A 12,025-nucleotide genomic window follows, 5' to 3' on the forward strand; every position below is an offset into this window, starting at 1 on the left:
TTAGCAAACAATTTGGCTTTTCTGATTTTAATGATGTAGTTATTGGTCGTCAGCTTCTTCAGCAATATCAGCGAAATGATGCGTTTGATTATAAGCTAGTATTTGGAAATGTCCGTCACTATATTTAACGATCGAAACGGATGCGTTATTAAGTGGGTCGTTTTCTGAAAAATCAGCAACTAAACCATGAAGTAAGTTACGAATAGTCATGCCGTGGCAGACAACCAGAATGTTCTGGTCAGTTCCAGCATGCTTGTTTAATAATTGTAACAAACCATTCTCTACTCGGTTCCAAAATTCTGCATAATTTTCAGCGTGTTTATATGGGTCGAGTTCTTTGACTGCGTTTAATGCAGCTTCCACTTGTAAATCATTTCCAGCTGGTAGGCCATGTTTTAAACGAACGTTGTTTTGAACGTCGTCCCAAACTTGACGAGCATCTAAACCTTCAAAAAATCCAAAATGAACCTCGCGAAATTCTTTCATTGGAACAATTTTTAAATGATCAGCCTGTTGATTTTCTTTTAAAATAATTTGCGCGGTTTCAATGGTACGCATTAAATCACTTGAATAAACAGCATCGAACGTGACGTTGGTTAAGCCTTTGCCACTTCTGTGAACATCCGTGATGCCTCGATCCGTTAATGGGGCATTTGCCCAGCCTTGCATACGACCATAAAGATTAAGATATGTTTCACCATGACGCATAAAATAAAAAGTTACACCTTTCGACATTAAAAAAAACCTCCTACAATAGTGTTCTCCCTTATTATAGCCTTTGTATTGTTACATGTCTAAGCAAAGACAAATTTATCAATTTTACTTTAAATCGCACGGCTTCGAGTGCATTTTAAAGTGGAATATGGTAATCTGAAAGAGTTATAAAAGTGTGAAGGAGATGAGACAATGGAAGTCGAACAACCTACACTAGGGGATCGCCTGCTTAAAACATTTCAAGTCAATAAGCAGCAGTTGCAGTTTGGAACGTATGCAGCAGAGTTATCATTCTATATAATTTGGGCAATTGTACCGATTATGCTAGCACTTGCTAACGTCATCGCTATACTACCTTTATCTGAGCAAGACATCATCTTTTACATTGAAAGAGCCTTGCCATCAGAAGTTGAGACTGTATTAATGCCAATTTTGGAAAGTTATCTAGATAACACCAGTACTGGGGTATTTTCTTTGGGGTTGGTTATATCCCTATGGCCAGCATCTAATGTGTTTAATACATTGCAAAGAGTGCTCAATACGATTTATAAAGCGGAGCCTCGTAAGAACTTTTTCTTAGCACGTGGTTTTGCTTACGCCTTTACCTTGGCCATCGTGGTCGTGTCTGCGGCTTTGTCATTCTTGATGATTTTTGGTGAAACAGTGATTGAGATGTTACAAAGTGTCTTTCATCTGGATTTATTCTTTTGGAATTTTTTCATTGAACAAGGGAGTATCATTGCGCTATTAGTCTTTTTCTTAATGCTGACAGTTATTTATTATTTTATCCCAAATGTTAATTGGAAGTTTAAATATGCACTACCAGGTGCCTTGTTTTCTGTGATTGGCTTTATATTAGTGTCACAACTATTCAATTTATATTTAACTTTTGCTAGCAATGCAGCCACAAGTAATAGTACAATTGGAGTTCTAATAGTTGTGATTATTTGGCTCTATTTTAATGCGATGGTTATATGTATCGGTGCCTATATCAACGTCTTCTACCGTGACTTTAAAGAAAAAAGTTATTGGCATTTGGTTGAAGAAACGACAAAATACAAATCATTCAACTCTTATAGTTCAAATTTTCAACACTATAGTGGCGCAATGCCTGGACTTAAACATGAAATTATTAAGAATTTACCAACATCAGTGATTGATCGATCTGATGACGAAAGGAGAACGAGATCTTAGATGACAACTAGACATCAATCTCGACGATTATCCAAATCGAGTGATTCACGTATCGATTATGGAATTATATTAAACGTATTAATTTTAGCTATTATAGGTTTGCTAAGTGTTTATGCGACAACAACTATGATAGAAGGTAGTAATATTACACCGACGCTTTTACATGCTTTATGGTATGCGGTAGGTGCACTTATCGTGATAGTAGTCATTCAATTTGATAGTGAACAATACTGGAAATTGTCTGCTTTCTTATATGGAGGCGGCTTGCTCTTGTTAGTGTTGGTCTTGTTCCTTTATGACCGCCAAATGGAATCGTTAACCGGTGCGAAAAGTTGGTTTATTATTGGGCCATTTTCATTCCAGCCTTCAGAGTTATTTAAGCCTGCTTTTATTGTTTTCTTAGCGAGAGTCGTTACCGAACATAATAGTAAAAATATTCAACGTACTTTGAAAACTGACTGGGTACTATTAGGGAAAGTAGCTCTGTTTTCATTACCACCCGTTATTTTGATTCAACTACAAAATGACTTGGGAACCAACTTAGTTGTTTTAAGTATTATTGCCGGTACAGTCTTAATGTCTGGCGTTTCTTGGAAAATACTTGTTCCATCACTTTCTGTCGTTGTAATCTTTGGTGGAGGTTTGATTGCCTTAGCAGCTTTTTACCCAAATATTTTACTGGATTCTGGCATATTCCAACCCTACCAATTAGAACGTATTAATAGTTGGTTGAATCCATTTGGGGATGCTCAGGGTAATAGTTACCAACTTGCTCAGAGTATTATGGCAGTAGGCTCAGGACAATTAGCAGGTAAAGGATTCGGAATCTCAGAAGTCTCTGTACCTGTTCGTGAGTCAGACTTTATCTTTACGACGATTGCCGAAAGTTATGGCTTCCTTGGTGGATCGGTTTTGCTATTCATTTATTTCTTACTTATTTATCAAATGGTTCAAACATGTTTTGAAACGAAAAATGAATTCTACACCTATATTGCAACAGGTGTTATATCAATGATTCTTTTCCATATTGTTGAAAACATTGGAATGACTATTGGTTTATTACCTATTACCGGGATTCCTTTACCATTCGTTTCACAAGGGGGATCAGCCTTACTAAGTAATATGATTGGTATAGGATTGATTCTATCTATGCGTTACCACCATAGAAGTTATATGTTTTCAAATAATGATCAATTTAATTACGATTAATGACAAACCAAACAGATTGAAACAGCTTCCCAAAGTGTTGCAATTTCTGTTTGGTTTTTTGTATGCAATTCATCGATTGACGGTAATATTTACTAAAGGTATAATGGTTTTAAGGATAAGCGACGATATAACAGAGCTTATGGACTGTTGTAATTAAGAAAGGGTGGAGGATAGATATGATAAAAGAAATCAATCAATTATGGGTTCAAGCGGGTGACAAGATAGATGGAGAAGTAATCTATACAATCGGTTTATCTAGTCAATTACAAGATGAGGTCGGTGATATCAGTTTTGCTAGTATTGCAGATTTAGGGGCAATTGAAGCCGACGAGACTTTATTGAATGTAGAAGCTTCAAAAGCAGCAATTGAAATTCCCGCACCATTCTCAGGGACAATTATTGAACGTCACGAAACCGCTGAAGAAACGACTAGTTTATTAGACTCGCCTGATCAAACTTCAAACTGGCTAGTTCGCATGACAGCAAGTGAAGCAAATGCATTTGCTTCACTATAAGTAACTAAATATAGTTAGAAATAAATAATGACTTCACACAGATTGATGGGTGTGAAGTTTTGTCCTAGTATAAGGGATTATAAAATATAGGTGGACTTATCATGCTTCAGGATACTTGTCTTGGTAGGAAGTAAATTTAAAAGAAAACCTTGTCTCACTAAGGAAATTCGCCGTGTTGCCAATACGACACATGCTTTCGGGCATCTTCAACGCCGTGTCACCAATAGACACGTGCGCCAGAGTGCTAATCAGACACAGTACTTATATAAAAACCTGACAGAAAAAGGTGTCCATTGTCACGTCGAAGGACGATTAAAGCTTGGTGCTACTATTAAATTATTGTCAAAATCATTGTAGCAGCCACCTTTCATCTGTTCTAAAGTATCGTAAACAAGATGCAAGAGCTAATTCGGTCGCTAAACAACTAGGGTCTCTTTAAGGCCTAATGAAAAAACACGCTCACTTTATTGAAAAGTTGGGCGTGTTTTAATGTTTTACATGGACGATTTCGAACTAATGGAACGCTTAATTAAATCCTTGAAAATCGATAAACTCTCATGATTTTCTAGAAATGTTAATTCTGGATGCCATTGGATGCCGATAATGCTCTGGTTATCATCAACTACTTCAATTGCTTCAATGACATTATCAGGACTCCAAGCGGAGACTGTTAAGCCTTTACCTAATTCTTTGATTGCTTGATGATGAATTGAATTGACATAGCTGTTATTGTCAATGATTTCAGCAATATGCGTGCCAGATTTTACTTTAATCGAGTGAGTGGAAAACTCTGGTTGAGATCGTTGAACGTGTTGAATCGTAATTGATTCATCTTCGGATAAGTCTTGTAGTAAGCTTCCTCCTAAAACCACATTTATTAACTGTAAGCCACGACAGATACCTAAAATTGGTTTTTTCTGGCGAATCGCTTCTTTGACTAAAGCGACTTCACATTTGTCTCGTTCAGGTGAAGTTGGTCCAATTACTTTTCTAGGTTCTTCACCATACAACATTGGGGTCACATCTTGTCCGCCAGTCAGTAAGAGCCCATCAATTAATTGGATATATTCTTTAGCAAAAGTAGCCTCATTAATGGGAATAATAATGGGTGTGCCTCCTGCCAGACTGATAGCAGTTGAGAAGCCAGTAGAAGAGTAATTAATTTTGAATGCTTCAAAATCATCGTTTTTAAAAGCAGATGTATTGCCTGTAATACCTATAATGGGGTGTGTCAATCAAATGCTCCTTTCTGTAAGTAGTTATAAACCTATTATAGCCTAAGAAGAGTGAAAATTAAACATAAAATTAAAACTTGATGAGAAATAAAGGGGTGTTTTTCCTTTTTTGTAAAAAAGTGACGGTGCTTTTAGTAATTTACTGTGAATTAAGTTATAATGTTTCAATGAAGCAAGGAGTGATGGCGTGGATTACCAAAAAGCGATACAAGATGTCAAAAAAGGAAATTTGAAGGCAGTTTATACGATTTTCGGGTCAGAATTGTTTCTACAACAGGAATTTCTGCAGATTTTATTGAATCAATTCGGCGAGGCTGACAATTTAGATATGGCAAAAATTGATTTAAGCGAGCAATCACTTGATGCTGCATTAGATGAAGCAGAGATGTTTTCTTTTTTTGCCGAATATCGACTTATAATTGTAGAGAACGTCCAGTTTTTGAATGCAAATTCGAGTCAAAAGTTATCAACGAGTGAAGAAAAACGTTTGTTAGATTATATCAATAATCCGAACGAAGCCTCTGTGATTGTGTTTGTTATACCTTTTGATCAAGTGGATAAACGAAAAAAATTAACAAAAGCTTTTCAAAAGCAAACTGCTTTTATTGAAGTGAATCCTCTGAAAGAACAAGAGGTTAGCCGCTATATCCAACGTTATATTGAAGGGGAACAGTTAAACATCACCCGAGAAGCCAGTCAAGAATTGCTTGTGAGAGTGAATTATCAATTAACAGAAGCGATGGGGGAAATTTCAAAACTGAAAAGTTTTAGTTTAACAGGCCAGCCAATTACAATCGATGTTGTGAGAACCTTGGTGCCACGAACGCTTGAGTCCAATGTATTTGAATTAACAGATGCTGTCATGAAGAAAAGAGTGGATAAAGCCGTTCAGATTTATCAAGATTTAATTTTAATGAAACACGAGCCAATTGCCTTACATGCCTTGATAATTTCTCAGTTTAGATTAATTATTCAAAGCAAATTACTGAATCAGCAAGGTTATTTAGAAGCAGATATTGCAAAAGAATTGAGTGTCCATCCTTATCGAGTTAAGTTGGCACTACAATCTGGCCGTCGTTCAAACTTGAAGCAGTTGGCTGAATTTTATGATGAATTAATTGAAGTCGATTATCATATGAAAACAGGTGTTGGTATTAAAGAAACACACTTTTACTTGCTATTAACCAAACTGGTTTCGTTAGCATAATTTTTTTGATGCTTGCAAGGAAACCGAACTTAAACCAGAAAATGAAAGCTTTGAAAAGGAGAAACACGTATGAGTCAAACAATTAGAATCGGTATTTGTGGTTATGGCAATCTTGGTAGAGGAGTCGAACGCTCGATTTCTCAACAAGCCGATATGTCATTAGTCGCAATATTTTCAAGAAGAGGCAAGGCTGGGGTTGAACCGCTTAATCCTTTGACGACGGTAGAACATTTAGATCAAATGATTCATTATCAAGATAAAATTGATGTGATGATTTTATGTGGTGGATCAGCAACCGATTTGCCAGAACAAACACCAATGATTGCGCAATATTTCAATACGATTGATAGTTTTGATACTCATGCAAAAATACCAGAGCACTTTGCTGCTGTTGATAAAATTGCTCAAAAGCATCAGCATGTGAGTATTATTTCAGTCGGTTGGGATCCGGGCTTGTTCTCCATCAATCGAGTCTTAGCTGAGGCGGTGCTACCTGTAGGGGAGAGCTATACCTTTTGGGGCAAAGGCCTGAGCCAGGGACATTCCGATGCCGTTAGACGCATTGAAGGCGTCAAGCACGCTGTACAATATACGATCCCTTCACAAGATGCTATGAACAGAGTTCGCCAAGGCGAACAACCTCAGCTGTCGACAGGAGACAAACACAGCCGTGAGTGTTTCGTCGTTTTAGAAGAGGGAGCAGATGCTGCGAGAATTGAGCAGGCGATTAAAACAATGCCAGATTACTTCGTAGATTATGAGACAAGTGTGCAATTTATTTCTGAAGCAAACTTCATGCAAGAGTATCAGGAGATGCCGCATGGCGGTGTGGTCATTCGAAGTGGTCAAACAGGCGAACAAACGCAACAAACTTACGAATTTAAGCTGAATTTAGGCTCGAATCCTGAATTTACCGGTAGTGTCTTGGTGGCTTATGCCCGAGCAGCTCACAAAATGAAGCAAGCCGGCCAAGTCGGAGCCAAAACTGTTTTTGATGTGACACTAGGCGATTTATCCGCTAAATCGGCCCAGGACTTAAGAAAATTTTATTTATAGGCAACAAAAAAAAGCGTTGAAGCCAACTCAAATGAGTGCTTCGACGCTTTTAAATTAGAATTATTTAGATAATAATCCGCTTAAACGAGATTTGTCACGCGCAGCTTTATTCTTGTGAATAAGACCTTTGTTTGCTGTGCTATCAATTTCTTTAACGGCTAATTTAAATAAATCTGCTGCGTTTCCTTCGCCAGTTTCCACTGCATTACGGAAGTTTTTAATTGCTGTACGCATTCCAGCAACGTGAGCACGGTTTACTTCAGATTTACGTACGTCTTGACGAATACGTTTGATTGCTGATTTGTTATTTGCCATGCTAGTCACCTCTTTCCTGTTTATTTGCTATTTAAGTCTGAGACTTAGTCAACAAGAAACATTATACATGAAAACACTACCTATGTGCAATATTAAAAAATCATTTTTGAACAAAATATTAATAATAGTCATTTGATAAAATCAGAAAGATAGGTAGATATTGACGAAAGTGTTATAATAAAGGAGTAGTAAACCTACCTAAATGAAGCATAAGAGAGGAAGGTCGAGATGGTGGATTTTAAAGTCGTATCACCTTATGAACCTGGCGGAGATCAACCGCAAGCAATTAAAGAATTAGTTGCTGGATTAAATGCCGGTAAAAAAGAACAAGTCTTACTTGGAGCGACAGGGACAGGTAAAACCTTTACTGTTGCCAATGTTATCCAAGAAGTAAATAAACCAACCTTGGTACTGGCCCACAACAAAACACTAGCTGGTCAATTATATAGTGAATTGCTAGAATTTTTTCCTGAGAATTCAGTTGAATATTTCGTTTCTTATTATGATTATTATCAACCAGAAGCATATGTCCCTTCATCCGACGCTTACATAGAGAAAGAATCGAGCGTCAATGATGAAATCGACAAGTTACGTCACTCGGCATCTAGCGCTTTATTAGAAAGAAGAGATGTCATTGTAGTAGCTTCTGTTTCCTGTATTTATGGACTTGTTAATCCGGAAAACTACCGGGAACATGTATTGTCTTTAAGACAAGGTCAAGAAGTGAGTCGCAATGATGTACTCAGTCGATTAATTGAGATGCAATTTGTTCGTAATGATATCGATTTTCAAAGAGGAACTTTCCGAGTTCGCGGGGATGTATTAGAAATATTTATGGCTTCTCGCGACAAAGAAGTGATCCGTGTTGAATTTTTCGGAGATGAAATTGAAAGAATCCGAACAGTGGATGTCTTAACGGGTGAAATTAAAAGTGATGTGGAACATTACCCCATTTACCCTGCGACTCACTTTGTTGCTAATGATGAACAAACACTTTCAGCTGTTGAATCTATTCGAGCTGAATTAGAAGAAAGATTAATTGAATTACGTGAAGAAAATAAATTATTAGAAGCCCAACGTTTAGAACAACGGACGAATTATGATATTGAGATGCTACTTGAGATGGGATATTGTAGTGGAATTGAAAACTACTCTCGTCATATGGACGGTCGAAAACCAGGAGAGGCACCTTATACCTTAATTGATTTCTTTCCGGATGATTTCTTAATCGTAGTTGATGAATCTCACATGACGATGCCACAAATTCGTGGGATGTATAACGGAGACCGTGCTCGTAAAGAAGTTCTTGTAGATTATGGCTTTAGATTACCTAGTGCTGTGGATAACCGACCTTTAAGACTGGAAGAGTTTGAAGCGAAAGTAAATCAAATCCTATATATTTCAGCTACCCCAGGACCTTATGAGTTAGAACATACAGGCGGCAAATTTATCGAACAAATTATTCGTCCGACCGGTCTATTGGATCCAATTATCGAAGTTCGTCCGATTGATGGACAAATTGATGATTTAGTGAAGGAAATTAGCTTACGTTCGGAGCGTAATGAAAGAGTCTTTATTACGACATTAACGAAGAAGATGTCAGAAGATTTAACAGACTATCTTAAAGAACTAGATATTAAAGTGAAATACTTACATAGTGATATTAAAACGCTTGAACGAACAGAAATTATCCGAGACTTACGTCTAGGTATTTTTGATGTTCTAGTAGGGATTAACTTATTACGAGAAGGCTTAGATGTTCCAGAAGTGTCATTAGTCGCAATCCTGGATGCAGATAAAGAAGGTTTTCTACGTAGTGAACGAGCACTCGTTCAAACGATTGGTCGTGCTGCCCGAAATGAAAATGGACGCGTGATTATGTATGCCAATAGAATTACTAAATCAATGGATTATGCTTTAGCGGAAACTGAGCGTCGTCGTGGGATTCAACAAGCCTATAATGAGAAACACGGCATTGTGCCTAAGACGATTAAGAAAGGCGTCCGTGATTTAATCCGAATCAGTCACGATATCGATTCTGAAGAACGAGAAGAGAATATCTTAAAACAATTTAAAGCTTTATCTCGTTTACAGCGTGAAGAAGAATTGGAACGCTTAACACTAGAGATGAAACAACATGCTAAGGACTTGAACTTTGAGGCAGCAGCAGATCTTAGGGATATCATTATGGAATTACGTGCATCATTCAAATAAGCACTCACATGAAACCAACATTATATAGATAAGTATTCATTTAGGAATGTCTATAGTAATGTTGGTTTTTGCTATTTTAGATAAGTAAATTTTTAATTAAGATACATAAATGAAGTGAGCTTTCTTCCTTCTTAGTTATTTTTACTCTATAATTAGGAATCAAGATAACAAATCTTAGAGAAAGGGGATGAATATGAGTAAAATGCAACGTATACCGAGTTTTGATGGCTTAAAAGGTTTAGCGATTGTTTCAATTATTGCCTATCATTTATTTCCATCAGTGATACCTGGGGGCTTCCTCATGGTGAATACATTTCTTGTGATTTCCGGATATTTTTTTGCAAGAAAGATGGAACAAATCCCTGATATTAATTACAAAATAAATTGGTCACGGGTATGGCAATATTTAAAGAAAACAGTCGAACGTTTATTTATACCCGTGTTTTGGATGATTTTATTAGTAGTGGTGGGATTATTGCTTTTCTATCCACAAGAACTCAAGCACATTCAATCGGATGTATTTTCAGGCTTATTTTTTTATAATAATATTTTTCAAATATCTGCTGAACGTTCCTATTTTGTCCAGATGACAAATGCCTCGCCTTTTACGCACCTTTGGTACAATGCATTATACTTACAGTCATTTTTAGTGAGTATTCCCTTAATTTTATTGACTCGTCAGTTGAAATTATCCGTCCAAAGTAAAGCCGTTTTCTGGCTAGTACTTGTCTTGCTGAGTCATTTAATGGTGTGGTATTTATATTCCCCAGGGGAAGATCCTTCACGCGTCTATTATGGTTTAAGTACCCGTTTGTCATCATTTGCGATTGGGATTGCAGCTGCTTATGTCACGCCTTATATACTTAAACTGATTTCGGTCATCAAAGAAAAAAGAGTTTTCTATAATATTATTGGCGTGTTGACGGCTATTGATATGTTGTTCTTGATTTTGATTACAAAGGATCAAGCTGATATTACGTATCATTTGTGGTTACCGGCCTTTAATATCTTTAGTATGATATTAGTTTTCTTAATTAGTGTTAGAACTCAAAGTCTCTCAGTTTGGCTATCTTTACCACCTTTGACTGCAATCGGAAAAAGATCCTACGCTTACTATTTATGGTATTACCCGATTATCGTCTTTATGATGAGCCAATTCCGTATATTTAATGGCAATATGACTTGGATTAATCTAGCTTCTATAGTAGCGATTGCTATAGTGGGTGAATTGTTCTATCGTTTAATCGAACGTCAAGGAATTTATTTCTGGTTTGGATCAAGTTTTAACTTTAAAGAAGATGCCGCAGACCTGAAAAGGATGTTTAAAGAATCTGAGTTTAATAAAAAGAAACTTCTCGCTTTCATTGCTTATATGATTCTGTTGCTGTTATTTGCAATTGGTTTACTCCAAACAGCTAATAATAAGCGATTGACTCAGTTTCAACTAGAATATCAGGCTTTTCAAACAGCTACGAACATCCAAGGCGATCCTTATCCTTTAGAAGAGGGGATGATCGAAACCAAAGAACGACTACTAAATGTTGATGATGTTTTAGACACCCATTTATTAGCGGAACGTCCACTTCGTGATTTCCATGAGGAATTAATGAAGATAACAGATGAAGCTCAAGCAGTGAGTGCAGAAGCGCAAAGAATTTACTCAGAAAATCAAGCCGTTTTCAATCAAATCGAAGCAAGTAGTCCATTGACTTTTGAGTTGCTCCCACCTGAAGTCTTACTTTTTGCAAGTGAAGTACCTGTGACTTTCTTCGGAGACTCATTAGTTTTCTTAAGTGGGCCCCAAGCCATGGATGTTTTCTTGAATGGTAATCATTTTGGGCAAGCGAATCTTCAAATTTGGGATGCAGTAGACATCATGATTGATTTAATCAACCAAGGTTTCGTTAAAGAAAATGTCGTGATAGTATTAGGAACTAACGCTGGCTTAGATGAAGATGGGATGACTCAACTAATTGAAGCAGCAGGTGAACGTCAATTGTTTTTTGTTAATACAAATTCACGCGTGATGCATATCGATGAAGTGAATACAATGATTAAAGAATTTACAAAAGCTTATTCTAATGTGCATGAAGTCGATTGGTATAATGCTCAACAGGGACACCCAGAATGGTATGACGGTGATGATATTCATCATAGTCCTGAAGTGGGTAGAGCGAATTTCAATGCCTTAGTTGCGGAAAAGATGTTTGAAGTGCTAGAAAGCGCCAATAATAATTAACCTAAAAATAAATCATTTAATGGTTGCTTTTTGAATGGATTTCATGTAAATTAATTGAGTGTGATAATCACACTGACCCGTGCTCAGTTTTACGAATCACCAACGTATTACTTAGCGTGAGGCATAT

The 12,025-nt window shown here is 36.8% G+C and carries 10 protein-coding genes; 7 read left to right on the forward strand and 3 right to left on the reverse strand.

Going from position 1 to position 12,025, the window contains the following annotated elements; translation table 11 throughout:
* Positions 1-39: 39 nt before the first annotated feature.
* Positions 40-735: a histidine phosphatase family protein gene (locus tag ACTQ5J_RS01620; protein WP_441750241.1), complete on the reverse strand. Its 696-nt coding sequence runs from the start codon at positions 733-735 to the stop codon at positions 40-42.
* Positions 736-906: 171 nt separating this feature from the next.
* Here ACTQ5J_RS01620 and ACTQ5J_RS01625 point away from each other — a divergent pair, with 171 nt between their 5' ends.
* From ACTQ5J_RS01625 to ACTQ5J_RS01635, 3 genes are all read left to right on the forward strand, one after another.
* Positions 907-1,908: a YihY/virulence factor BrkB family protein gene (locus tag ACTQ5J_RS01625; RefSeq protein WP_441750242.1), complete on the forward strand. Its 1,002-nt coding sequence runs from the start codon at positions 907-909 to the stop codon at positions 1,906-1,908.
* A complete protein-coding gene (locus ACTQ5J_RS01630) occupies positions 1,909-3,117 on the forward strand; it encodes an FtsW/RodA/SpoVE family cell cycle protein (protein WP_441750243.1) in 1,209 nt (402 codons plus the stop codon). It begins immediately after the preceding gene.
* 176 nt (positions 3,118-3,293) lie between these two features.
* Entirely contained in the window at positions 3,294-3,632 is a 339-nt protein-coding gene (locus ACTQ5J_RS01635) for a glycine cleavage system protein H (RefSeq protein WP_441750244.1), read from the forward strand.
* Between the two features lie 494 nt (positions 3,633-4,126).
* Here the strand turns inward: ACTQ5J_RS01635 and ACTQ5J_RS01640 are convergent, their stop codons facing one another.
* Positions 4,127-4,867 (reverse strand): gamma-glutamyl-gamma-aminobutyrate hydrolase family protein, encoded by a 741-nt coding sequence (locus ACTQ5J_RS01640; RefSeq protein WP_441750245.1) that lies wholly within the window; start codon positions 4,865-4,867, stop codon positions 4,127-4,129.
* Positions 4,868-5,054: 187 nt separating this feature from the next.
* Between ACTQ5J_RS01640 and holA the strand changes: the two genes are divergently transcribed.
* Positions 5,055-6,074, forward strand: a complete 1,020-nt coding sequence (gene holA, locus ACTQ5J_RS01645; protein WP_441750246.1) for a DNA polymerase III subunit delta — start codon at positions 5,055-5,057, stop codon at positions 6,072-6,074.
* A 69-nt stretch (positions 6,075-6,143) separates the two neighbouring features.
* Positions 6,144-7,130 carry a diaminopimelate dehydrogenase gene (locus ACTQ5J_RS01650; protein ID WP_441750247.1) on the forward strand — a complete coding sequence of 329 codons (987 nt, stop codon included), beginning with the start codon at positions 6,144-6,146 and terminating at the stop codon, positions 7,128-7,130.
* A 60-nt stretch (positions 7,131-7,190) separates the two neighbouring features.
* On the opposite strand, the gene rpsT is transcribed toward ACTQ5J_RS01650, so the two are convergent.
* Positions 7,191-7,445, reverse strand: coding sequence for a 30S ribosomal protein S20 (gene rpsT, locus ACTQ5J_RS01655; RefSeq protein WP_441750248.1), 255 nt, complete (start codon positions 7,443-7,445; stop codon positions 7,191-7,193).
* 228 nt (positions 7,446-7,673) lie between these two features.
* On the opposite strand from rpsT, the gene uvrB reads away from it, so the two are divergent.
* Together uvrB and ACTQ5J_RS01665 are read left to right on the forward strand one after the other, a co-directional pair.
* Entirely contained in the window at positions 7,674-9,659 is a 1,986-nt protein-coding gene (gene uvrB / locus ACTQ5J_RS01660) for an excinuclease ABC subunit UvrB (protein ID WP_441750249.1), read from the forward strand.
* A 193-nt stretch (positions 9,660-9,852) separates the two neighbouring features.
* Positions 9,853-11,898: an acyltransferase family protein gene (locus ACTQ5J_RS01665; protein WP_441750250.1), complete on the forward strand. Its 2,046-nt coding sequence runs from the start codon at positions 9,853-9,855 to the stop codon at positions 11,896-11,898.
* The last annotated feature ends 127 nt before the right edge of the window (positions 11,899-12,025 follow it).

Origin of the sequence: Fundicoccus sp. Sow4_F4, assembly GCF_052116145.1 — a bacterium.
Lineage (GTDB): Bacteria > Bacillota > Bacilli > Lactobacillales > Aerococcaceae > Fundicoccus.